The organism is Actinophytocola sp. (genome assembly GCF_036378875.1).
Taxonomy (GTDB): domain Bacteria; phylum Actinomycetota; class Actinomycetes; order Mycobacteriales; family Pseudonocardiaceae; genus Actinophytocola.
Genome location: NZ_DASUVO010000015.1, coordinates 12,962 through 36,493 on the forward strand (window position 1 = coordinate 12,962; position 23,532 = coordinate 36,493).

A 23,532-nucleotide genomic window follows, 5' to 3' on the forward strand; every position below is an offset into this window, starting at 1 on the left:
ACTCACTCGCCTCCCGAGCTACCGGTAAGCAGGTTCTCGGCGGTCACGGTGACCACGTCGCCGTGACCGGCCCGCAGCACACGCCGGAGCTTCGACGCACCCGAGTTGCCGGGAAGCCAGACGACTCCGTCCGGCAGGTCCGCGTGCTCGACCGGCAGGGTGATCGACCCGTGCTCCGTCTTGACCGTGGCGCTGCCGTTCAACCCGAAGCGGCGCGCGGTCTCCACGGACAGCCGGACCACCGCCGGGCGCTGGGTGCCGGCCAGGTGCGGCTCGTCGGACTGCAGCGAGCCGTTGTCCAGCAGCTGGCGCCAGGTGGCCAGGACCGCCTGCTTCTCGCCGAGCGACGGCGCGGGAGCGGCGACCTCGACGGGAAGCGACGCCTTGCGGAGCACCGAGGGCAGCTTGGCCAGGTCGCCCGCGGCGGCCTTCGGGGTCTGGGTGAACAGGTCGACGTCCATCTCGACGCCGAGCGTGTCCAGCACCCGGCAGTCCGGCAGCGTGCCAGTGCCCTCGAGGGTCTCGCCGAACTCGCGGCGGCGGCCCTCCCAGTTGACGAACGTGCCGGACTTCTCGACGGCCGGGGCGACCGGCAGGACCACGTCGGCGAACTCGGTCACCGCGCTGGCCCGTAGCTCCAGGCTGACGACGAAGCCCGCCGTGCGAAGGGCTTCCTCGGCCAGTGCCGGGTCGGGCAGGTCGTCGATCTCGACGCCGCCGACCAGCAGCGCGTCGAGCCGGCCGCCGGCCGCCGCGGCCAGGATGCCGCTGGTGTCGCGGCCAGGCGCGGACGGGAGCGTGCCGGCCGCGAGGCCCCAGGCCTGCTCGACCTCGGCGCGGGCGCCGGAGTCGGTGACCAGGCGGCCACCCGGCAGCAGAGCCGGGACGGCGCCCGCCTCCAACGCGCCCCGCTCACCGGCGCGGCGCGGGATCCACGCGAGCTTGGCGCCCGTGACCTCGGCCAGCTTGACCAGCTCGGTCAGCAGGCCGGGCACCTGGGCGGCGCGCTCGCCGGCGAGGATGACCGCGCCAGGCTTGGAAAGGGCTTCGGAGACATCCGGCGCGTGCGTGACGAGGCCCTCGACCGCGGCGGTCTCCCCGCCGGGCGGGCACGCGAGCAGCGTGCCGATCGAGCCTTTGTCCACACTGAACGGACGGATCGTCTTCTCGACACCCGGCGACGTCCACTGTCCGATGTGGAAGACCTGCGCGCGGTGCTTGCGGGCCGCCTTGCGCAGCCGCAGGAACACGATCGGCGCCTCTTCCTCCGGCTCGAACGCCACGCACAGAACGGCCGGCGCGGCTTCGATGCCCGAGAAAGTGACCCCGTCCGCCGGCGTGGTGCCGACGACGCGGGAGGCCAGGAAGTCCAGCTCCTCCTGCGAGTGCGGGCGGGCCCGGAAGTCGACGTCGTTGGTGTTCAGGGCGACGCGGGCGAACTTGGCGTACGCGTAGGCGTCCTCGACGGTCAGCCGGCCGCCGGGCAGGACACCCGCGCCCTTGCCGTCACGGGCCTTCGCGAGGCCCTCGGCCGCCACCCGCAGCGCGTCGGTCCACGACGCCGGGGCCAGCTCACCGGTCTTGGCGTCCCGCACGAGCGGCCGGGTGATCCGGTCGCCGGCGGTCACGTACCGGAACGCGAAGCGGCCCTTGTCGCAGATCCACTCCTCGTTGACCTCCGGGTCGTCGCCGGCGAGCTTGCGCATCACCTTGCCGCGCCGGAAGTCCGTGCGCTCGGCGCAGCCCGACGAGCAGTGCTCGCAGACGCTCGGCGTGGACACCAGGTCGAACGGGCGGGACCGGAACCGGTACGCGGCGCTGGTCAGTGCGCCCACCGGGCAGATCTGGATGGTGTTGCCCGAGAAGTAGGACTGGAACGGCTTGTTCTGCGCGATGCCGATCTGCTGGTGCGCGCCGCGCTCCAGCAGGTCGATGAACGGGTCGCCGGCGACCTGGTCGGAGAACCGGGTGCAGCGCTGACAGAGCACGCACCGCTCACGGTCCAGCAGCACCTGCGTGGACACCGGGATCGGCTTCGGGAACGTCCGCTTGGTCTCGACGAACCGGGAGTCCGCGCGGCCGTGCGCGAGCGCCTGGTTCTGCAGTGGACACTCGCCGCCCTTGTCGCAGATCGGGCAGTCCAGCGGGTGGTTGATGAGCAGCAGCTCCATCACACCCTGCTGGGCCTTGTCCGCGACCGGCGAGGTCACCTGCGTCTTGACCACCATGCCGTCGGCGACGGTGATCGTGCAGGAGGCCTGCGGCTTCGGCATCGGCCGGCCACCCATCTCCACCTCGACCAGGCACTGGCGACAGGCGCCTGCCGGGTCGAGCAGCGGGTGGTCGCAGAACCGCGGGATCACGGTGCCGAGCCGCTCGGCGGTGCGGATCAGCAGCTCGCCCTTGGGCGCGATGACCTCGACCCCGTCGATGGTCAGCCGCACGTGCCCCTCGGGTACGGGAGCCGCCTCCGGCTTTTCTTCAATGGCAGTCATTTAGTGGGCTCCCGCAAGCGCAGGGGTGGTCTTGTTCTGGTCGCACAAGGCGAGGAACTCGTCCCGGAAGTACTTGATGCCGCTGGTGATCGGGCTGACCGCGCCGTCGCCCAGTGCGCAGAACGAGCGGCCCAGGATGTTGTCGCAGATGTCCAGCAGCGTCTCGATGTCGGACTCGGTGCCCTTGCCGTCGACCATCCGCTCGAGGATGCCGGCGAGCCAGTAGGTGCCCTCGCGGCACGGGGTGCACTTGCCGCAGGACTCGTGCTCGTAGAACTGCGTCCACTTCATCACGGCCCACGGCACGGACACGGTCTCGTTGAACACCATGACCGCGGTGGTGCCGAGCATCGAGCCGGCCGCCGCGGCGCCCTCGAAGTCCAGCGGGGTGTCCAGGTGCTCGGCGGTGAACATCGGCGTGGACGAACCACCCGGCGTCCAGAACTTCAGCGGGATGCCGTCCTTCATGCCACCCGCGAGCTCGAGGAGCTGGCGCAGTGTCGTGCCGAGCGGCGCCTCGTACTGGCCGGGGTTCTCGACGTGGCCGGAGATCGAGTAGATCTTCGGGCCGGGCGAGCGCTCGGAACCCATGGTGCGGAACCAGTCCGCGCCACCGTTGACGATGAAGGGAACCGACGCGATCGTCTCGACGTTGTTCACTGTGGTGGGTGCGGCGTAGAGGCCCGCCGCCGCCGGGAACGGCGGCTTGAGGCGGGGCTGACCGCGGCGGCCCTCGAGCGAGTCGAGGAGCGCGGTCTCCTCACCGCAGATGTACGCGCCGGCGCCGGCGTGCACGGTGATCTCCAGGCCGAAACCGGAGCCGAGGATGTCGTCGCCGACGTACCCGGCCGCCCTGGCCTCGCGGATCGCCGCGTTGAGCCGGCGGATGCAGTGCGGGACCTCGCCGCGGACGTAGATGAAGGCGTGGTGCGACCGCATCGCGTACGAGGCGATGATGACGCCCTCGATCAGCGAGTGCGGGTCCGCCATCATCAGCGGGATGTCCTTGCAGGTACCCGGCTCGCCCTCGTCCGCGTTGATCACGAGGTAGTGCGGCTTGTCCTCGTTGGGCGGCATGAACGACCACTTCACGCCGGCCGGGAAGCCCGCACCGCCCCGGCCCCGCAGGCCGGAGTCCTTGATCAGCTGGACCAGCTGCTCCGGGGTGCCGCCCAGCGCCTTGCGCAGCGCGGTGTAGCCCTCGAGCTTCTCGTAGGTGGAAAGCCGCCAGGAGTTCGGCGACAGCCAGCGCTTCGTGAGCACCGGGGTCACCGGGTCGGGACGGTTCTCTGTTGTCGTCACTTCTTCTCGACCTCCGGAAGCTCCGGCGCCTTCTCGGGCATGGCCGGGGCGGTCCAGCCGCGGTCCGCGGCCAGCTTCGCGCCCCGCAGGGTCTCCACAGCGGCCGACGGGCCGTCGATGCGAGCGCGGAAGTCGGCCTCGTCCTCGGGATAGAAGCCGGCCAGCTCCAGCTCGACCGTGCGCAGGTCGGTGAGCGGTGCGCCACGGGTCGGCGCGGGCTTCTCGCCGCGCCGCAACGCGTCGACCAGCTCCACCGCCGACTCAGGAGTCTGGTTGTCGTAGAACTCGTAGTTGACCTGCAACACCGGACCGAGGTCGCAGGCCGCGAGGCACTCGGCGTGCTCGATCGTGATCGAGCCGGGCTCGCCCGGGGTGCCGGAGGTGTCCTCGTGCTTGAGCGGCGTGCCGTCGTCCGACAGGTGCTCGGTGAGGCGCTTGTAGATCGCGTCGCCACCCAGCACCGCGCACAGCGTGTTGGTGCAGACGCTCACCAGGTGCTCGCCGCACGGCCTGCGCTTGTACATCGTGTAGAACGTGGCGACCGCGGCGACCTCGGCGTTGGTGAGGTTCAGCTGCCGGGCGCAGAACTCGATGCCCGCCTGGCTGACGTACCCCTCGACCGACTGCACCAGGTGCAGCATCGGCAGCAGCGCGGACCGGGACTCCGGGTAGCGGCTGATCTGCTCGGCCGCCTTGGCCACGATGTCCGGACCGAACACCGAGAGGTCCGGAGTGGACAGTGTGGTCAGAGCCTCGTTCTCGGCCGTGCTCAGCGGGGACGCGGCGTTCAGGTCCGTGTCGGGCCCGCCGGCGGCGTAGGTCTCCCCCGCGCCGACGCTAGAACCACCGTACGTAGCGCCGGTGCTCATCGGTTCGGTCACCGGTCCACCCCTCCCATCACCGGGTCGATCGAGGCGACGGCCGCGATGACGTCCGCGACCAGGCCGCCCTCGGACATCGCGGGCATCGACTGCAGGTTCACGAAGCTGGGCTCGCGGACGTGGACCCGCATCGGCCGGGTGCCGCCGTCGGACACCAGGTGGTAGCCCAGTTCGCCGCGCGGCGACTCGACCGGCACGTACACCTGACCGGCCGGCACCTTGAAGCCCTCGGTCACCAGCTTGAAGTGGTGAATCAGGGCCTCCATCGACTGGCCCATGATCTTGCGGACGTGGTCGAGCGAGTTGCCCATGCCGTCGGCGCCGATGGAGAGCTTCGCGGGCCAGGCGATCTTCTCGTCCGCCACCATGACCGGGCCCGGCTCGAGCTTCTTCAGTGCCTGCGTGATGATCCGCAGCGACTGGTGCATCTCCTCGACCCGCAGCAGGTACCGCGCGTAGGAGTCGGCCGCGTTGGAGGTCGGCACGTCGAACTCGTAGTCCTCGTAGCCGAGGTACGGCTCGGTCTTGCGCAGGTCCCACGGCAGGCCGGCGGAACGCAGGATCGGCCCCGTGACGCCGAGCGCGAGGCACGCGTCGACCGGCAGGTAGCCGATGCCCTTGAGGCGGTTCTTCCAGATCGGCTGGCCGGTGAGCAGCTTGTCGTAGTCCGGCAGCCTGCTGTGCATGACCTTGATGAAGTCGCGGACGACCTGCTCGAAGCCCTCCGGCAGGTCCTGCGCGACGCCGCCGGGCCGGATGAACGCGTGGTTCATCCGGAGACCGGTCAGGTACTCCAGCAGGTGCAGGCACTCCTCGCGCTCGCGGAAGCCCGCGGTCATGGCGGTCATCGCGCCCAGCTCCATGCCGCCGGTCGCCAGTGCGACCAGGTGCGAGGAGATGCGGTTGATCTCCAGGAGCAGGACCCGGATGATCTGCGCGCGGGGCGGCGCGGTGACGCCGAGCAGCTTCTCGACGGCCAGGCAGTAGGCGGCCTCGTTGGACAGCGGCGCGAGGTAGTCCATGCGCGTCACGAACGTGACGCCCTGGGTCCAGGTGCGGTACTCGGTGTTCTTCTCGATGCCGGTGTGCAGGTAGCCGATGACCGACCGGGCCTGCGTGACCGTCTCGCCCTCGAGCTCCAGCACCAGCCGCAGCACGCCGTGCGTCGACGGGTGCTGGGGACCCATGTTGATGACGATCCGCTCGTCGTGGATCGCGTCCTCGAGCGCGGAGTCCCAGTCGCCACCGGTGACGTTGTAGATCGTGCCCTCGGTGGTGTCGCGCGGAACCGCGTACTGGTCGGTTTGGTCACTCACGAGTACGACCTCCGCTGATCGGGCGGTGGGATTTCCGCGCCCTTGTATTCCACGGGGATGCCGCCGAGCGGGTAGTCCTTGCGCTGCGGGTGGCCGTCCCAGTCGTCCGGCATGAGGATCCGGGTGAGTGCCGGGTGTCCGTCGTAGACGATCCCGAACATGTCGAACGTCTCGCGCTCCTGCCAGTCGGCGGTCGGGTAGACCTCCACGACCGACGGGCAGTGCGGCTGGCCGTCCTCGTCGCCGTTCCACTCGATGGCGACCTCGAGCCGGATCCGGCGGCGGTAGGTCATCGAGGTGAGGTGGTAGACGGAGTGCAGCCGCTGCGGCACGTCCACCCCGTAATCCACACCGGACACAGAGCTGCACAGCTCGAAGCGCAGTGCCGGGTCGTCGCGCAGCATCTTGCACAGGCGGACCAGGTACGCCGGGTTGACGTAGTAGGTGATCTCACCGCGGTCGACGGTCACCTGCAGGATCGCCTCGGCCGGGATGCTCCGCTCGCGCATGGCGGCGAGCAGCTGGTCGGTGAACTCGTCGAACCAGCCGCCGTACGGCCGCTCGGCCGGCGCGGCGACGTGCGCCGGCAGACGCAGACCGCCGAAGCCCGAGGTGTCGCCGGAGCCGGAGACGTTGAACATGCCCTTGCGGGCCTTGCCGGTGACCAGCGGGTCGGCCGGCTTCGGCAGCGCGTCCTCGCCGGTCGGGCGAAGCTCTGCCTCTCGCTCGGCGCTGGACCACTTCTCGCCGGGCGCCGGTGTGGTGGGTTCGTCAGCCATGTCCGTTCACTTCTTCGCGTACTTGACCGAGGAGGCGATCATTTCGGTGCGCTTGCCCTCGGCCTCGCGCAGCGCCGCGCGGCGGGCGCCCAGCGGCTCGTCCTGGATCTTCGCGTGGAGCTTGAGAATCGCGTCCAGCAGCATCTCGGGGCGGGGCGGGCAGCCGGGCAGGTACATGTCCACCGGCACCACGTGGTCGACGCCCTGCACCACCGCGTAGTTGTTGAACATGCCGCCCGATGACGCGCAGACGCCCATGGCGAGCACCCACTTGGGCTCGGCCATCTGGTCGTAGATCTGACGCAGCACCGGCGCCATCTTGTTGGTGACCCGGCCGGCGACGATCATCAGGTCGGCCTGGCGCGGCGTGGCGCTGAAGCGTTCCATGCCGAACCGGGCGATGTCGTAGCGCGGGCCGCCGGTCGTCATCATCTCGATCGCGCAGCAGGCCAGGCCGAAGGTGGCCGGCCACAGCGAGTTCTTCCGGCCCCAGTTGACCAGCTTTTCCAGGCTGGCCAAGAGGATCCCGTTGGGAAGCCGTTCTTCGAGTCCCACGTTTCGCCTCCCGTCAGTTCCAGTCGAGCCCGCCGCGCCGCCACACGTAGGCGTAGGCGAAGCCGAGCGTCGCGATGAACAAGAAGATCTCCACCAGTCCGAACAGCCCGAGCGCGTCGGCGGAGACGGCGAACGGGTAGAGGAAGACCATCTCGATGTCGAACAGGATGAAGAGCATCGCCGTCAGGTAGTACGCCACCGGCACGCGGCCCCCGCCGACCACGGGCTGCGGCGACGGTTCGATGCCGCACTCGTAGGCCTCGAGTTTCGCCCGGTTGTAGCGCTTCGGGCCGACGAGCGGCCCGAGGAGCGCGGAGAACGCCGCGAACCCCGCGGCGAGTACGAAGAGCAGGAGCAGCGGGAGATAACTTCCGAGCCCCGCCGACACGTTCTCGTTCTGTGCTACAGATGTGCCGACAGCCGCGAGTGACACCTTCGCCGTCCTTTCCCCGTGAGCGGAGCTCACCATCTGGCACTACTCGTCGGGCACCCTATGGGGCTTCCCGACGCCGCTGCTGGTTAGGCAGCCCTAACCGCAGCTTGTGAAAATCTTCACAAGCGCTCCCGTACTGCGTGTGAAGCGCTTCACAAGCCCGGCGCTCAGTGTAGAACTCGTAAAATCCCGCCGTAACACGGCATGGCCATTGCTGTTTCAGTTGTCCAACTCACGCGTCTTTCGCAGTGGCGAAGCCAGAATCGGGACCCAGACCAGCGCGATGGCCACCGCACCGGCGGTCAGCGCGGCACGCGGTGAGGCCACCTCGCCGATGGCGCCAGCGGCCGCCGCGCCCACCGGCAGCGCACCCGTCAGCAAGAAGCGGAACGACGCGGTCATGCGGCCAAGCAACCGGTCTGGCGTCACGGCCTGGCGGAAGCTCACCAGGAGCACGTTGTTGGCGCCAACGACCGCGGTCAGCACCACCCAGCCCGCACCGGCCAGCCACATCCTCGGCCCTTCCGCCACGAACGGCGTACCGAAACCGCACGGCGCCGCGACGAGCGCGCCCAGCAGTGACAGCCGGCCCGCGCCGACGCGGTCAGCCAGTCGGCGGGCCACCAGCGCACCGAGCAACATGCCCACGCCGCCGGTCGCCAGGAACAGGCCGAGCAACGCCGGGGACATGCGCAGCTCGTCGACCAGCACGACCGGCAGCATCGTCACGATCAGCACGATGCCCAGGTTGACCAGGGATCCGGACATCGCGATGGCCCGCAGTACGGGGTGGCGGGCAACGAACGCGATCCCCTCGGTCATGTCGCGCCAGAGCGCGGTGTCGGTCCGGGTAGGCGCCGGCTCGCGATGGCGGACCCGCAGCACGCACCACGCCGACACGAGGTAGGTCGCCACGTCGACGAGGACCGCCACCGGCGCGGTCACCAACGCGACCAGGTAGCCCGCCACGCCTCGGCCGGCGATGTCGTTGACCGCGTCGACACTGACGAGGCGGGCGTTCGCGGCCAGCAGCGCCGAGCGGCCGACCACCTGCGGCACGTAGGACTGGTTGGCCACGTCGAAGAACACGGTGCCGACGCCACACAGCAGGACCACCGCGTACAGCTGGCCGATGTGGAGCACGCCGAGCCACCACGCCACCGGCACCGAGCACAGGACGACGGCCCGCGCCACGTCCGAGGCGATGAGCACGCCGCGGCGGCGCACACGGTCGGTCCACGCTCCCGCCGGCAGGCCGATGACCAGGAACGCGATCGTGCTCAGCGTCGCGAGGAGGCCGACCTCGCCCGGGGTGGCGTGCAGGGCGGTGACCGCGATCAGCGGCATGGCGACGTAGCTGACGGAGGTGCCAAGGCGGCTGACCGCGGAGGCGGCGAAGAGCAGGCGGAAGTCTCGGTTCACGCGGCCGAAGGTCACACGCCCGCCGCGCTCGCTCCGATTGATTTAGCCTTGGCTAAATGTTGGAGCTGTCCTTCACCGCGGCGGACGTGGCGTACACGCGGTTCGCCCTGTCGCCCCTCTGGGAGGTCGTGGCGTCGGTGCGAGTGCTCAAGAGCGCCGTGACACACGACCTCCACGGCCGCTGGGTCGTCCAGGCGCGGGACCGGCTCAGGGGCTTCGACTGGCGGCCGCTCGGCGACCTGGTGCCCACGCGGGTGATCCCCGGGTTCCTGTGCCCGCCGCCCACGTCTCCCCTGCCTGACCTCGACAGCGAGCTGGCGATCCTGCGGGCGACGCCGGCCGAGCAGGTCGCCCGCGAGGTGGCGGTGATTCCCGAGATCACGTCGGTGCCGCCGGAGGTGGACGCACTGGCCGAGATGATCGAGGAGTACTGGGACCGGGCGCTCGCCCCGTTCTGGCCGAGGATCCAGCGGCTGCTGGAAGCCGATGTGCAGTACCGCGCGCGGCGGCTGACCATGGGCGGCGCGTCCGCCCTGTTCGCCGACCTCAACCCCGCGGTGCGGTGGCGGGAGGACCGGCTGTTCATCGACCATGTGACGTTGTCGGCGCGGCGCGGGCTGCGCGGCAAGGGACTGCTGCTGGTGCCGTCGGTGTTCGCGTGGCCCCGGGTCTCCTCGATCACGGTGCCGGGGTGGCAGCCGACGCTGCGGTACCCGCCACGTGGCGTCGCCGAGTTGTGGGTCGACCGAAAGGTGACACCACCACAGGCGCTCGTGGGCGTGTTCGGGACGACCAGGGCCCGACTACTCGCCGAGCTGGACAACCCGGCGTCGACCACGGACCTGGCTCGACGGACCGGGCTCACGGCCGGTGGCGTCAGCCAACACCTGACCGCGTTGAAGGCCGCCGGCCTGCTGTCCGCACACCGCGTCGGCCGGCAGGTGCTCTACTCGCGGACGGCCGTCACGGAGGAACTGTTCCGGACATAGCGGAAGGGACGCCCTGCCCGCACAGCAGAACGCCCCTTCCTGGGGTCCGGCCACGACAGACCGGCAAGACGACAGCCGGGTCAACCTGGCCAGCCCGGCGGATGGGGGTCCGGGGGCTCGCCCCCGGCTGGGGGTGTGGGGGCTCGCCCCCCACAAGACACGACGAAGGCCGACTCAGGCGAAGGTGGCCTAGCCACCGAGCAGGGTCGGCCTTCGGTCGAGGGCAAGGACTCGTTCAGTCCTGGTTCAAGTAGTAGAGCAGGCGAAGGATCTCGAGGTACAGCCACACCAGCGTGGTCATCAGACCGAACGCCGCGTACCACGCCCACTTGGACGGCATGCCCGCGCGGATCATCTGGTCGGCCATGTCGAAGTCCAGCAGGAAGTTGAACGCCGCGATGCCGATCACGATGATCGAGAAGATGATCGCCATCGTGCCGCCGTCACGCAGCATGTTCAGGCCGAACAGCGAGGTGATCAGGTTGATCAGCATCAGGCCGGCGGCCGCGACCGTGGCCCCGATGATCCACTTGGTCAGCTTGGGCGTGACCTTGACCGCGCCGGTCTTGTAGACGACCAGCATCACGACGAACACCAGCCCCGTGCCCAGGATGGCCTGGAACGCGATGCCTGGCACGAATGCCTCGAACACGCCGGTGATCGCGCCGAGGAACAGACCCTCGGCCGCCGAGTACGACAGCACCAGCGCCGCGCTCGGCTTCTGCTTGAAGATGATGACCAGGGACAGCACGAGGCCGACGATGAGACCGATGATCATCGGCGGGAACGGGCTGAGCGCGCCGGCGAGCACCGCTACCGCGGTGGCGACACCGACGACCAGCGCGAGGCCGAGCGTCAACGCGGTCTTGGTGACCACGTCGTCGACGGTCATCGGCCGCTCACCGGTGGTCGGCGGCGCCTGGTAACCGCCGTATCCCGGCATGCCTGGTTGCGGCTGGGTCTGGAAGCCCGCGTAGCCGCCGCCGAACCCGCCCTGGGGCAGGTTCCGGAACGCGGGATTACTGGTAGAACGCACCTGTTCCTCCTGGGCCTGATGGCTCCTGCACCGGCTTCAACGACCAACCATGCCGGTCAGTTCCCGATGAGTAAAGCAGACTTTACCCGCCGAACCTGCGAGGTGTCGCTGAGCCTGCGCGAAGACTAATCGTGACCGCACCACCCCGACCAGCGGTCCCCGGATCAGGGACTACTCTCCGTTAGCCTTACGGAGCATCACTGGGGAGGCGCACATGAGCCGGCGCTGGGGTCCGATAAGCACGGGGGTCGCGCTCGCCCTCACCTTCCTCGTCCTCATCGCGCTCGGCACGGTCGGCGGACCCGAGCCCCCACGGCCGGCCGGCGAGGAGTCGGTCGCCCAGGGCAAGGCAGCGCCGCCGGACTGGATGCGCAAGCTGCGACCCGGTGAGAAGCCGCCCCAGTTCGTGCTGTTCTCGTTCGACGGCGCGGGCTCCCACCCGCACTGGCAGCGGCTCCTCCCGCTGGCCGAGAAGGTGAACGCGCACGTCACCGGCTTCCTGTCCGGCATCTACCTGCTGCCCGACCAGCTGCGCGGCGAGTACACCGGACCCGGGCACGCCACGGGCCGCGCGTCGATCAGCTTCGGCGGCGCGGAGGCCGACGTCGCCACCCGCATCGCCGACCTGAACGCGGCGTTCGACCAGGGCCACGAGATCGGCACCCACTTCAACGGGCACTTCTGCACCGGCAACGAGCCGAGTGGCCGCGTGTGGTCACGGGCCGACTGGACCGCCGAGCTCGACCAGTTCTTCACGTTCGTGCGTGGCGCGGCCGCCCGAGGGCTGCGGGTGCCGGAGACCTCGATCAAGGGCGGCCGGCTCCCGTGCCTTGAGGGCGACCCGAAGAAGTTCCTGCCGGCCATGGGCGAGCGGGCGATGACCTACGACAGCAGCCTCACCGTCGACGGCATCGCGTGGCCGCACGAACAGGACGGCCTGTGGGAGTTCCCGGTGCCGATCGTCCGGGTGCCCGCGCTGTCCGGCAAGAAGGTCGTCATGCAGGACTACAACCTCTGGTACGCGCTCAACGGCGCGAAGGAGGACCCGTCCCGTGACGCCGAGTTCACCGCCGCGACACTCGACACCTACCGAGGCGCCTACCTGGCCGCGTACAACACCAACCGGGCGCCGCTGACCGTCGGCACCCACTTCAACGACTGGTCAGGCGGCGCGTTCAGCCAGGCGACCGAACAGTTCATGGCCGAGGTGTGCGTGCGGGCCGAGACGGTCTGCGCCACCTACACCGAGGTGCTGCGGTGGATGCGGCTCCAGGATCCGACGGTGCTCGACAACTTCCGGGCAAAACCACACGCGCAGATCTCGTGACTCAATGGGATGCTGTGATCCGTTCGGAGAGGAGCGGGTGATGGCGACCTACCTGGTGACCGGTGCGACCGGTCTGATCGGCCGGCATTTCATGGCGGAGATACTGGCGCGACCGGACACGGACCGGGTGTGGGTGCTGGTGCGGGAGCGCTCACGCGACCGGCTCACCGAACTCACCCACGACTGGCCGGGGGCGGACAAGGTGCGTCCCCTCGTCGGCGACATCCGCGCCGAGCGGCTCGGCATCACCGACGAGCAGGTCACGGAGCTGTCCGGGACCATCGACCACCTCGTGCACCTCGCCGCCCTGTACGACATCGCCGCCGACGACGACGCCAGCATCGCCGCGAACGTGGCCGGCACCCAGCACGTGCTTGCGCTGGCCGGCGCGATCCGGGTCGGCTGCCTGCACCACGTCTCGTCGGTGGCCGTCGCCGGTGACCACCGCGGCCGGTTCACCGAGGAGATGTTCGACGCGGGGCAGCGCCTGGTCACCGCGTACCACCGGACGAAGTTCGAGTCCGAGCGGCTGGTGCGCACGCAGTCGGACGTGCCGTGGCGGATCTACCGGCCGGCGATCGTGGTCGGCAACTCCGTGACCGGCGAGATGGACAAGATCGACGGGCCCTACTACTTCTTCTCGGCGCTGCAGCGGCTCGCGTCGCTGCCGAGCCTGCCGTTCGTGTTCCCGGACATCGGCGACACCAACATCGTGCCGGTGGACTACGTCGCGGCGGCCATGGCGAGCCTGGTGACCGCGCCGGACCTGGACGGTCGCGCGTTCCACCTGGTCAACCCGGCCCCGCAGTCCGCGCGCGAGGTGTACAACGCGTTCGCCCGCCCGGCCGGGGCGCCGCTCGCGACCGTCGAACTGGGTGCCGGCTTCGCGAAGCCACTGGTCAACCTGGTGAAGCTGGCCGAGCACGTGCCCGGCGTGACGATCGCGCGGGACGCCGTGCTCGACCGGCTCGGCATCCCGCCGGTGCTGCTGTCGACGGCGACGTTCGACCCGGTCTTCGACTCGACGGAGACCCGCAAGGCGCTCGCCGGCTCCGGTGTGGACGTGCCGCCGCTGGAGGACTACGCGGACGTGCTGTGGCGGTACTGGCGCGAGCACCTCGACCCGTTCCGCGCGCGGCGCCACGGGCAGCGCGGTGAGCTGGACGGCCGGCGCATCGTGATCACCGGCGCGTCGTCGGGCATCGGCCGGGCGACCGCGCTGAAGATCGCCGAGGCCGGCGGCGTTCCGCTGCTCGTGGCCCGGCGGCAGGCGGAGCTCGAGGAGGTCCAGGCGGAGATCGCGGCGGCAGGCGGACAGGCGTACGTCTACCCGTGCGACCTGACCGACGACGAGTCGGTCAACAAGACCGTGGAGCTGATGCTGGCCGAGCAGCCCGGCATCGACATGCTGGTGAACAACGCGGGCCGGTCCATCCGGCGGTCGGTGCAGCTGTCCTACGACCGCATGCACGACTACGAACGCGCGATGGCCATCAACTACTTCGGTGCCGTTCGCCTGATCCTCGCGTTGCTGCCGCACATGATCGAGCGGCGGTTCGGGCACATCGTGAACGTGTCGTCCATCGGCGTGCAGGGCATCGCGCCCCGGTTCTCGGCGTACGTGGCGTCGAAGGCCGCGCTCGACTACTTCTCGAAGATCGTCGCGACGGAGACGCACGGCGCCGGGATCACGTTCACGACCGTGCACATGCCACTGGTCAGGACGCCGATGATCCGTCCCACCAAGATCTACGACGCGTTCCCAACGAAGGCGCCGGAAGAGGCCGCGGACATGGTGATGGACGCGCTCGTCAAGCGGCCGAAGCACATCGGCACGCCGACAGGCCAGATGATCGCGGCGGCGTACGCGGTGGCACCGGGCCTGGTCGACGCCATCGCGTACCAGGGTTACCGGGTCTTCCCCGACTCCACCGCGGCTGGCGGCTCGGGCCGTCTGAAGATCGGCAAGGGCGACCGTCACCTGGGCGCGGCGGCGACGGCGCTGGCCCGACTCACCCGAGGCTTCCACTGGTAATGTCCAAAATGGACATAGGATGAGTGTTGCGGTCTGTGGCTATCCGGGTACGGTGCCAACATGGCAGTTGCCGACGACCGGGACCCCGTTGGTTTCACAGTGGTACGCCACGGCTTCGATCGTGGACAGGTCAGACAACGCCTTGCGGAGCTGACCGAGGCGGCCGAGAAGGCGGCCGGTGAGCGCGACGAGGCGCTCGAACAGGTGGCCGAGGTGCGAGGCGAACTGGAGATCGCCCGCCGCGAGGTCGCCGCGCTCACCGAACGGCTGGAGACACAGGCCGACGAGGAGAGCGCGACGAGACTGCTCGCGGTGGCGAAGTCCCAGGCCGCGGAAGTGACCGCACGAGCGAAGGCAGCCGCGGAACAGACGTGGACGGCGGCCGAGCAGGCGTCGGCGGAACTCCGCGACCACTACCGCGCCCTGCTGGCCAGCCTCGACGAACAGCACGCCGAGCTGACCAAGACGCACCACTCGATGATGACGTCGGCGAAATCACAGGTCGACCGCATGACGACCGAGGCGGAACGCCGCCGCGAGGCCATCGACAAGGAGGCCGAGCAGGACCGCGTCCGCATCGACCGCGAGTTCTCGGAGTCGATGGCCGCGAAGCGCGAGGCCCTCAAGCGCGAACTGGAGGAGGCCAGGACCGCCAACGAACGCGAGGTGGCCGAACGCCTGGCCGCCGCCGACGAGGAGGCCCGCCGCCGCGTCGACTCAGTGGCCGACCAGGTGCAGCGCCTCGCGTCCGTGCGGAACCAACTCAACGAGCGACTGCGCGACACGAAGGAACTGCTGGACCTGAGCACGTCACTACTGGAACCGGTAGACGGCGAAACCACCACGGCGCCGGAAGAGGACCCGACGACAGCCGACGCCACCCCGACAAAGCGGACGGTTCCCCCACAACGCAACCAGAAACGCCAACCAGCAAAACGCTGACCCGGTCCCGAGAGGCCCGACAGCGTTAGTTGGGCGCACGAGTGTCCCATTCGCTCGGACTGGCCACCGAAAGTTGTCCACAGGGGCCCGCGACCAGGGGTTTTGTCGGTGTGGCTTGGTACGATGGCCTCGGGGTGGCCCCCCGGGTATGGGTGGGGGATGCCTGCGCAACCATCTGTGTTGGCGTTGATCATGAAAACGGTTTCGGGTGATGTCGCGGGCCATGCGGCGCAGTGTTGGGGCGATGTTGGTGGCGCTGGTATGGGCGAACGTGTCCCGCAACGACTTGTCATCCACTGCGATGACCAGCGGCACCGGCACCGGCAGTTGCGGCGGTGCTGAGGCCCCCGGACACGGCATGAGCGGCGGCATCAGCACGCGTCGTAACGTGGCCCCCCGGCACGACAAACCGATTCCGGTGCGGGCTCCAACGCGCACCCAGCGCCCGCAGCGCGCCCCACTGCGGCAGGTCATTGACCCAATCCCAGATCGCCAACATCGACCGCGCTCCCGACGCGACCGCAACCGCCGCAATGGTCAACATCGAGGCCAACGAATGCCGAGTACCCCGCCGAGCACGCCGATCGGTCACCCGCCCCAGACACACCCGCAGGCACAGCTCTCTCACACGATCGTGCGACGTAGACACTCACATGATCAACCAGAGACCGCGCCCGCACTCAGACGGGTGATCGACTTTGACGAACCCCTGCGGGTACGGGTGGGGATGCCTACGCAACCATCTGTGTTGGCGTTGATCAACGATCGCGACTTGCCGAAGCCTGAAGGTGGACCCGCCGCGCGGTTTCGGCCGGCGGCCATGCTCAGGTCGTGCTGGCCGCGCGCGCTCCACGGGCAATGTCCTGAAAGACGCGCTCATGTCGTTGACCGTCCCCATCGCGTCTTTCAGGACACGAGCCAGGGGCGCTACGCCATCCCGTAGACGCGGGTCACGGGAATGCGCAGCACCAGGCGCTCGTCGGCGACCATAGCGGCGCGGTACTCGGCCCAGTCCGGGTGCTCGCCCGCGATCGCGCGGTACACCTCGACCAACTCGTCGGCTGTGGCGTCGTCCGGGGACTTCGTGACCGGGGTCAGCTCCGCCTCGCCTTCCGCCACCACGTAGGACCGGAAATCGGGAGCGCTCACGTAAAAGCTCACCCGAGGGTCGCGGCGGAGGTTCTTCGTCTTCGCGCGGCCCTCCGTGATGGAGACGCGGATGAGGCGCGTCTCCGCGTCGTAGGTGTAGCCGACGTTGGACAGTTGCGGCCGACCGTCTCGTTTGAGGGTGGTCACGACCCCGCTGCTACGTTCGGCGAGCAGTGCCAGTAGGCGATCTTCCATACCGCTGATTCTGCTACCTCCAGCGAAATCGAGGTCAAGCCGCGCGGTCGGTCGCCGCGGCCGCGCACGTCGACAGGATCAGCGACGCGACCTGCTCCGGCTCGTCGATCATCGGGACGTGGCCGGCCTGGTACAGCCACACGTGCCGCGCCTTCGGCAACAGCGCGGCCGCCCGCCGCGCCTGCCTCGGCCACAGGATGCGGTCCCGCGTCCCCCACGCCACGGTCACCGGTACGGTCGGCTCCGGCGAGGAGAACACATAGCCCCGACCCGCGTCCGCCACCAGGTCGAAGGCCTTCGCGCCGACCATGGACAGCAGGTCGGCCAGCATGATCTCCTCGGTCATCCGGGACGGGTGCCCGTACAGCAGGCTGCCAGCCGCCATCCGGCAGAGCCGGTTGCGGATGAACGCCGTGCGCAGCGTCTCCGGCGCGCGACCGCTCAGCCTGATCAGCTTCAGCACCCGCAGCGCCCACGCCCGGTCCCTCGGCGTCCAGAACCCGGCCGGGGCCAGCGCGGTGGCGGACGACACCAGCCCACGCGACGCCAGTTCCAGGCCGATCACCCCGCCGAGCGAGTTGCCGGCGACGTGCGGGCGGTCGAGGCCCATGTCCGCGAAGATGTCCGCGCACGCCTGGACCGCGCTCGGCATGTCATAGCCGCGGCCCTCGGGCAGCAGCGGCGACAGTCCGAAACCCGGCAGGTCCACCGCGATCACGTCGTGCTCGGCGGACAGCGCGTCCAGCACCGGCGCCCACGCCTGCCAGCGGTGGCCGATGCCGTGGAGCAGCACCAGCGGGCTGCCGTTTCCGCTCCGTTCGAACGCGACCTCGATGGGCTGCCGAGCCATCCGCCACCTCCACACTGAGTGTTACCGCGATTAACAGTAACTCAGCATCCGCCCCTGTGTCGCGCAGGGTTAGCGCTTTCCTCGTCGCGGAACGCGATCAAGCGTGTATTCAGCGTGTTGACAACGCGCTCACCTGCATAGATGGCAACGTTTGCAGGAAATGAAACAGGAAATGCAACACACTACGTATCAGTACAATTGCTGGGAGTCGCGAAGAACGGGCGAGAAACCGCCGCGTGTGGTGCCCCCGACCGGATTCGAACCGGCACTCCACCCCTTTTAAGGGGGCTGCCTCTGCCAGTTGGGCTACGGGGGCAGCCGCAGCTTAGGACGAGATCATGCGTCTACGGAGCGGTTTCCGGAAAATCCGTCCGCTGGACCAATCCGCGATACGCCGTTTAGCTCTATCCACGCTGGATGAGTAAGGCTACCCGACGCGTTAGCCGAAATCGTTATGTCAGCTTCGTGACACGCGGTCGAACTCGGCTCGCGGATTGTTGATCTGACCCATCGAGATGACCTCGCGGCGTAACAGTCCACTCAGTAACCAGTCGGCTACTACACGGAATTTCCGGTTGAAGGTGGGGACGCGCGAGACGTGGTAGCCGCGGTGCATGGCCCACGCGACGAAGCCCTTGGCCTTGCGGTTGTAGACGTCCGCGACGCCCTTGTGCAGGCCGAGGCTCGCCACCGAGCCCACGTTCTTGTGGAAGTACTCCTTGGGCTGCTTGTCCCGCAGCACGGCCACGATGTTCGCGGCCATCTGCTTCGCCTGGCGCACCGCGTGCTGCGCGTTGGGGGCGCACAAGGCGTTCGGGTCCTCGTCGATGCGCGACAGGTCGGGCACCGCGGCGTTGTCGCCTGCGGTCCACACGTCCGGCACGCCGTCCACCTGGAGCGTGGCGGTCGCCTTCACCCGGCCGCGCTCGTCGAGCGGCAGGTCCGAGGTGGCCAGCACCGGGTTGGCCTTCACGCCGGCGGTCCACACGATCGTGTCGCTGTCGAACTCGGTGCCGTCCGACAGCATGACGTGCCCGTGCTCGAACGACTTGGCGAGCGTCGACAGGTACACCTCGATGCCGCGCTTCTCCAGCTGCAGCACCGTGTAGACGCCGAGGCTCTCGCGGACCTCCGGCAGGATCCGGCCCGCGGCCTCGACGAGCACCCACCTCAGGTCCGACGGCTCGATGTTCTCGTAGTACCTGGTCGCGAACCGCGCCATGTCCTCGAGCTCGGCCAGCGCCTCGATACCGGCGAACCCGCCACCCACGAACGTGAACGTCAGCAGCTTGCGCCGCAGCTCGGTGTCCCGCGTGCTCGACGCGGCGTCCAGTTTGGACATCACGTGGTTGCGCAGGTAGATGGCCTCACCGATCGTCTTGAACGCGATCCCCTGCTCGGCGAGCCCCGGGATCGGCATCAGCCGCGCCACAGACCCGAGCGCCACGACGAGGATGTCGTAGTTGATCTGCTCGTGGTGGCCGTCCGGCGCCTCGATCTCCACGCTCTGCTCGGCGTGGTTGATCTTCGTGACGCGAGCGGTCAGTACGTGGCAGCGCTTCAGCGTCCGCCGCAGCGGAACCACCACGTGCCGCGGCTCGATCGCGCCGGCCGCCGCCTCGGGCAGGAACGGCTGGTAGGTCATGTGCGGCTGGGGGTCGATGACCGTCACGGACGCCTCGTTGCCCTTCAACTTCCGCTGCAGGCCCAACGCCGTGTAGAGGCCGACGTAGCCGCCGCCCAATATCACGATCCGCTTCGGTTGCGAAAGTCCTCGACCCATATCCCCATGGTGTCACCTCGGTCTTGACAACGCCCGCCACCCCGCCCCAGGTGTTACCTAACACTCATTTCACACGCTGCAACCAGATGACCAGCACCGCCACACCCGCGAGCCCGGCTAGTCCGAGTGCCTCCACCAGCGGGTGTGTGCGTGTGGTGGGCAGCACAGCGGCCAGTCCTATGAGGACCGCCATGACGGCCTGAACGGACACGAACCGCAGCACCGGCGCCCGAAGGGCACTGAGGTGCACCCGCCCGCTGACCGGCACGACGCCGGCGAGCCCGCAGGTGATGTGGAACAGGTGGACGAGCGGGACGAGCATGAGCACCTCGGCCCGCAGGGGGTCACCGCCGGAAAGCGTGACGAGCACGGCGGCCGACACGACGACCCCTGCCGGCGCCGGCGAGGCGGGCGCGTACACGGACGCGATCACGGCGGGCAACAACACGACCAACGTGCCGACCCCCGCCCCTTCCCGCCACGGCACGAGCACGATCACGGCCCCGACCAGAAGGATCACGACCCGCAGGACGACGGCGGGCATCCCCCGCCCGACGAGCAACGCCGATGTCCTGAGGGTGCCCTTCAGGGCGTCCGGGGTCTCCCGCGCCGCGCTCACGATCGGCGCCTCCTTCTCACCGCGCGCAGTAGTGCGCCGACCGGGGGGCCGCTTTCCCACTTGAGCACCACCACGCCGTGTTCCTCCAGCGCTCGGATCCGCACCTCGTGCTCCGCGCGGAGGATCGACACCACGGCCGGTCCCCACGGGGTGGTCCGGTCCGGGGTGAGTTCCGCCGGCAGCAGGTCGATCGCCACCACGAGGCCACCTCGGCGGGTGAGGCGGGTGACCAGCCCCACCAGTTCGTCGTCGAGGAACGGGGACAGCACCATCACTGTCGCGCCCTTCGGGACCTGGGCCTGGTTCAGGATCGGGTCGCCGCTGCCCGCGACGCGCCGGGCGGTGTGGACCAGTTGGTGGCGGATCCGCTGCAGGTGCCGGCGGCCCGAGCCAACCGGGACGCCGCCGCGCGGGTGGCCGAGGTCGATGAGGCCGACCCGGTCGCCCTGCCGAAGGAACATGGCCGACAGCGAGCTTGCCGCCCGTACGCCCAGGTCCAGGCTGCCGCCGGGGCGCGTGTCCGCACCCACTGTCCGAGCGTTCCACTGCTCCACCGACCGGTCCACGTCCAGGCGGGTGTCCAGTGCCACGACGATGTCGGCGTCGGCTTCGGCGTGCCGTTCGCGGACGTGCAGCGTGCCGGGGGCGAGGGTGCCGTCGCTGGCCGCCGCGGCTCGCAGTGACACCCGCCAGTCCACGCGTCGCAGGCGGTCGCCGGACCGGAACGGCCGGATGTCACGCAGCTCCATGCCGTCACCGGGCCGGGCGGAGCGGTGCGCGCCGACCAGACCGGCCGCGCGAGGCGGCAGCGGGCCGGGTGGGATCGGGTCGACCGGCGGCAGAACGGTGTGGTGGGCGGCGACGCCGACGACCGGGCCGAACATGTACAGCCCGTCCTGGCCGGCGAACAGGTAGTCCGGCCGCAGGTAGATGCTGTGGCCCCACGCCTGCCACACGGCCTTCGTACGCACCTCGCCCTCGACGGCCGGGAGCAGGTGGACCGGGCCGGTGCCCGGTGTGGCGGGCATCGGCATGCGCAGTGCCGTGAACGCGGCGCCCTCCCCCGGCGCGACGGTCACCGCGACCGTGGCGTCGACGGCGGCGTCGACGGTGTCGGGATGCGGCCTGGACACCACGGTCGGCGTGCCGACCGGTGCTGGCGTCAGCAGGAGGCCGATGACCAGCGGCAAGCCGACCAGCACCAGCTCCAACCGGTGGAAGAGCATCCCGACGGTCACCAGGCCGAGGCCACACACGACGGCCCGGACCAGCGCGTCGGTCCGCCGCCAACCCTCGGTCCGCGCGGCACGCCGGGCCTTGAACCACTCGCGGGCGCGGTTCATGGTCGGGTGGTGACCGGTGCGCTGGCCGGCCCCGGAACCTGGTCGAGCAGCTCGGTCACCACCTGTATGCCGGTCACGCCCGAGGTCCACGTCTCGGCACGCATGGTGAGCCGGTGCGCGAGGGCGGAGACCGCGCAGTCCTTCACGTCCTCCGGCAGCACGTACTCGCGGCCGTCGAGCACGGCGAGGGCCCTGGCCACCAGCAGCAGCGCCTGGGAGCCGCGTGGTGAGGCGCCGACCTCGACCGCGCGGTGCGCGCGGGTGGCGGCCGCGAGGTCGACGCAGTACCGCAGCACATCCTCGTCCACGTCGACGCGTTCGAGCGTGGCCTGCAGCTCGGCGAGGCGGGTGGCGTCGATGACCGGGGCGAGCACGGTTTCCTCCCGCTGCCGGGCGATGCGGCGGCGCAGCACCTCGACCTCCTCCTCGGCGGGCGGGTAGCCGACGTCCAGCCGCAGCAGGAAACGGTCGAGCTGGGCCTCCGGCAGCGGGTAGGTGCCCTCGTACTCGATGGGGTTGGCGGTGGCGAGCACGTGGAACGGCCGCGGCAGGGAGAACGTGCGGCCCTCGACGGTGACCTGCCGCTCCTGCATGGCTTCCAGCAGCGCGGCCTGCGTCTTCGGCGGCGTGCGGTTGATCTCGTCGGCGAGCAGCAGCCCGGTGAACACCGGGCCCTGGCGGAAGTCGAAGTCCCGCTCGGTCGGGTCGTAGACGAACGAACCGGTGATGTCGGCCGGCTGCAGGTCGGGCGTGCACTGGATGCGGCGGAACTCGAGGCCGAGTGCCTGGGCGAGGCTGCGGGCCATCAGCGTCTTGCCGAGGCCGGGCACGTCCTCGAACAGCACGTGCCCGCCGGCGAGCACCGCGGCGAGCGCGAGCCGCAGCGTCCGGTCCCGGCCGACGACGACTTCGCCGACGGTCGCCAACACGGCGGTGGCCTCGGCACGGATGTCGGTGGTCAACAAAGGTCCTCCAGGCGTCGCATCAGCGTGGCGAACGTTTTCGGGTTCGGCAGCTGGGCGTCGGGCGCGGTGAGCAGGTGATGCAGCTCGGGGCCGAGCTTTTCCTTGGCCCCCGGCGTGTTCAGGTCCCCCCGGAGCGCGGCCGTTGCGATACGGCGCAGGCGCGGCTGGACACGCGAGGTGAAACGGTACTGGTCGATGACGGAACGTTCGAGGCGTTCGGTCAGAAACGTCGCGTGCAGGGTGACGCTCGCGGTGGGCGGCTCCGGCTCGGCGGTCCAGTCGGCGTCGAAGTTGCCGGAGAGCAGACCACCGGCGAGCGTGACTGACCCCGCGGGCAACGCCATGAGCACGGCCCAGTGCACGGGCACGTTCACCGCGACGACCGCGACGACGCCGGTGAGCACGGCGACGACGGCGGCGAGGATCAAGGCACGAAGGAAGGTCATCGGATCGTCGCCAGGATGCGGTCGAGGGCGTCCCGTGCGGCGGCCGCGTCGCGCTCGTCGCTGCGGTGGCCGAAACGGGCGCGGTGGTAGAGCGTGCGCAGTTGCCGCACGGCCTCCTCGTCGGCGGTTTCCTTCGCCAGCAAGGAGATCGTGAACTCGGTGGCGGTCTGGTGCGGTGCGCGGGTGTGCTCGCCGGCATGCTCGAGGGTCACCCAGGCACGGATGACGGCGTCGCCCGGTTCGCCTTCCGGCCGGGCGAGTGTCTCCCGCGCCTGCTCGGCGGCTTCCTTGAGACGCAAGCGAAGCACGGTGTCGATCGTGCCCTCGACAGGGTCGATGACATCCCCGACACCGACGCGGTTCCGTTTGCGGGCACGCAGGGCGGCGAGCACGGACAGCACCAACGCGAGCACGAAGAGACCGCCCGCGACCCAGGCGACGATCGCCCCGAACGTCACGGGGTCGTCCACGACGTACTGCAGACCGTTGTTGGGGTTGCCGGGATCACTGGCCTTGGCCGGCGGCAGGCCGTAGTCGATCTGCACGTCGTTCAGGTGGCTGGGCACCGCCGACTGCCCCCGCGCCGCGACGACGACCAGCAGGAGCACTGCGGCGGCAGCGAGCAACAACGCCGGCCGGGATCCCCTCATCCGGGAAAGCATGCCTGACC

Annotated in this window: 22 protein-coding genes and 1 tRNA gene; 4 read left to right on the top strand and 19 right to left on the bottom strand. The window is 69.7% G+C overall.

Annotated features, from left to right (window positions below):
• Positions 1–2 precede the first annotated feature (2 nt).
• From VF106_RS04035 to VF106_RS04070, 8 genes are all read right to left on the bottom strand, one after another.
• Positions 3–2,495, bottom strand: a complete 2,493-nt coding sequence (locus tag VF106_RS04035) for an NADH-quinone oxidoreductase subunit G (RefSeq protein ID WP_330838173.1) — start codon at positions 2,493–2,495, stop codon at positions 3–5.
• Entirely contained in the window at positions 2,496–3,797 is a 1,302-nt protein-coding gene (gene nuoF, locus VF106_RS04040) for an NADH-quinone oxidoreductase subunit NuoF (RefSeq protein WP_330838174.1), read from the bottom strand. It abuts the gene before it with no gap.
• Complete coding sequence (gene nuoE, locus VF106_RS04045; protein ID WP_330838242.1) at positions 3,794–4,666, bottom strand: NADH-quinone oxidoreductase subunit NuoE; 873 nt, start codon at positions 4,664–4,666, stop codon at positions 3,794–3,796. The genes nuoF and nuoE overlap by 4 nt, the downstream gene beginning before the upstream one ends.
• Before the next feature lie 8 nt (positions 4,667–4,674).
• Entirely contained in the window at positions 4,675–5,994 is a 1,320-nt protein-coding gene (locus VF106_RS04050) for an NADH-quinone oxidoreductase subunit D (protein WP_330838175.1), read from the bottom strand.
• Positions 5,991–6,773, bottom strand: a complete 783-nt coding sequence (locus VF106_RS04055) for an NADH-quinone oxidoreductase subunit C (RefSeq protein ID WP_330838176.1) — start codon at positions 6,771–6,773, stop codon at positions 5,991–5,993. Before VF106_RS04055 ends, VF106_RS04050 begins: the two co-directional genes overlap by 4 nt.
• 6 nt (positions 6,774–6,779) lie before the next feature.
• Positions 6,780–7,328 (bottom strand): NuoB/complex I 20 kDa subunit family protein, encoded by a 549-nt coding sequence (locus VF106_RS04060; protein ID WP_330838177.1) that lies wholly within the window; start codon positions 7,326–7,328, stop codon positions 6,780–6,782.
• 13 nt (positions 7,329–7,341) lie between these two features.
• Positions 7,342–7,761 (bottom strand): NADH-quinone oxidoreductase subunit A, encoded by a 420-nt coding sequence (locus VF106_RS04065; RefSeq protein ID WP_414638846.1) that lies wholly within the window; start codon positions 7,759–7,761, stop codon positions 7,342–7,344.
• A gap of 219 nt (positions 7,762–7,980) precedes the next feature.
• Positions 7,981–9,183: an MFS transporter gene (locus VF106_RS04070; protein ID WP_330838178.1), complete on the bottom strand. Its 1,203-nt coding sequence runs from the start codon at positions 9,181–9,183 to the stop codon at positions 7,981–7,983.
• 56 nt (positions 9,184–9,239) lie between these two features.
• Between VF106_RS04070 and VF106_RS04075 the strand changes: the two genes are divergently transcribed.
• Positions 9,240–10,172: an ArsR/SmtB family transcription factor gene (locus VF106_RS04075; protein ID WP_330838179.1), complete on the top strand. Its 933-nt coding sequence runs from the start codon at positions 9,240–9,242 to the stop codon at positions 10,170–10,172.
• Between the two features lie 235 nt (positions 10,173–10,407).
• On the opposite strand, the gene VF106_RS04080 is transcribed toward VF106_RS04075, so the two are convergent.
• On the bottom strand, positions 10,408–11,208 hold the full coding sequence (locus VF106_RS04080) for a Bax inhibitor-1/YccA family protein (protein ID WP_330838180.1): 801 nt from the start codon (positions 11,206–11,208) through the stop codon (positions 10,408–10,410).
• A 214-nt stretch (positions 11,209–11,422) separates the two neighbouring features.
• Here VF106_RS04080 and VF106_RS04085 point away from each other — a divergent pair, with 214 nt between their 5' ends.
• The 3 genes from VF106_RS04085 to VF106_RS04095 are packed head-to-tail and all read left to right on the top strand — an operon-like array spanning position 11,423 to position 15,512.
• Positions 11,423–12,535 (top strand): polysaccharide deacetylase family protein, encoded by a 1,113-nt coding sequence (locus VF106_RS04085; protein ID WP_330838181.1) that lies wholly within the window; start codon positions 11,423–11,425, stop codon positions 12,533–12,535.
• A 40-nt stretch (positions 12,536–12,575) separates the two neighbouring features.
• On the top strand, positions 12,576–14,570 hold the full coding sequence (locus VF106_RS04090) for an SDR family oxidoreductase (protein ID WP_330838182.1): 1,995 nt from the start codon (positions 12,576–12,578) through the stop codon (positions 14,568–14,570).
• Between the two features lie 60 nt (positions 14,571–14,630).
• Entirely contained in the window at positions 14,631–15,512 is an 882-nt protein-coding gene (locus VF106_RS04095; RefSeq protein WP_330838183.1) for a coiled-coil domain-containing protein, read from the top strand.
• 289 nt (positions 15,513–15,801) lie between these two features.
• On the opposite strand, the gene VF106_RS50810 is transcribed toward VF106_RS04095, so the two are convergent.
• The 10 genes from VF106_RS50810 to VF106_RS04140 all read right to left on the bottom strand — a co-directional run bounded on the left by VF106_RS50810 (position 15,802) and on the right by VF106_RS04140 (position 23,512).
• Positions 15,802–16,161, bottom strand: a complete 360-nt coding sequence (locus VF106_RS50810; protein ID WP_414638847.1) for a transposase family protein — start codon at positions 16,159–16,161, stop codon at positions 15,802–15,804.
• A 278-nt stretch (positions 16,162–16,439) separates the two neighbouring features.
• Positions 16,440–16,856, bottom strand: coding sequence for a PPOX class F420-dependent oxidoreductase (locus tag VF106_RS04100; protein WP_330838184.1), 417 nt, complete (start codon positions 16,854–16,856; stop codon positions 16,440–16,442).
• Between the two features lie 34 nt (positions 16,857–16,890).
• Positions 16,891–17,706: an alpha/beta fold hydrolase gene (locus VF106_RS04105; protein ID WP_330838185.1), complete on the bottom strand. Its 816-nt coding sequence runs from the start codon at positions 17,704–17,706 to the stop codon at positions 16,891–16,893.
• A gap of 239 nt (positions 17,707–17,945) precedes the next feature.
• A tRNA-Leu gene (locus VF106_RS04110) sits at positions 17,946–18,022 on the bottom strand.
• Between the two features lie 141 nt (positions 18,023–18,163).
• Positions 18,164–19,489: an NAD(P)/FAD-dependent oxidoreductase gene (locus VF106_RS04115; protein WP_330838186.1), complete on the bottom strand. Its 1,326-nt coding sequence runs from the start codon at positions 19,487–19,489 to the stop codon at positions 18,164–18,166.
• Between the two features lie 64 nt (positions 19,490–19,553).
• Positions 19,554–20,108, bottom strand: a complete 555-nt coding sequence (locus VF106_RS04120) for a hypothetical protein (protein ID WP_330838187.1) — start codon at positions 20,106–20,108, stop codon at positions 19,554–19,556.
• Positions 20,105–21,451 (bottom strand): DUF58 domain-containing protein, encoded by a 1,347-nt coding sequence (locus VF106_RS04125; protein ID WP_330838188.1) that lies wholly within the window; start codon positions 21,449–21,451, stop codon positions 20,105–20,107. Before VF106_RS04125 ends, VF106_RS04120 begins: the two co-directional genes overlap by 4 nt.
• On the bottom strand, positions 21,448–22,413 hold the full coding sequence (locus tag VF106_RS04130) for an AAA family ATPase (RefSeq protein ID WP_330838189.1): 966 nt from the start codon (positions 22,411–22,413) through the stop codon (positions 21,448–21,450). The genes VF106_RS04125 and VF106_RS04130 overlap by 4 nt, the downstream gene beginning before the upstream one ends.
• On the bottom strand, positions 22,410–22,862 hold the full coding sequence (locus VF106_RS04135) for a hypothetical protein (RefSeq protein ID WP_330838190.1): 453 nt from the start codon (positions 22,860–22,862) through the stop codon (positions 22,410–22,412). Before VF106_RS04135 ends, VF106_RS04130 begins: the two co-directional genes overlap by 4 nt.
• Positions 22,859–23,512 carry a DUF4129 domain-containing protein gene (locus VF106_RS04140; RefSeq protein ID WP_330838191.1) on the bottom strand — a complete coding sequence of 218 codons (654 nt, stop codon included), beginning with the start codon at positions 23,510–23,512 and terminating at the stop codon, positions 22,859–22,861. The genes VF106_RS04135 and VF106_RS04140 overlap by 4 nt, the downstream gene beginning before the upstream one ends.
• Between the last annotated feature and the right edge of the window lie 20 nt (positions 23,513–23,532).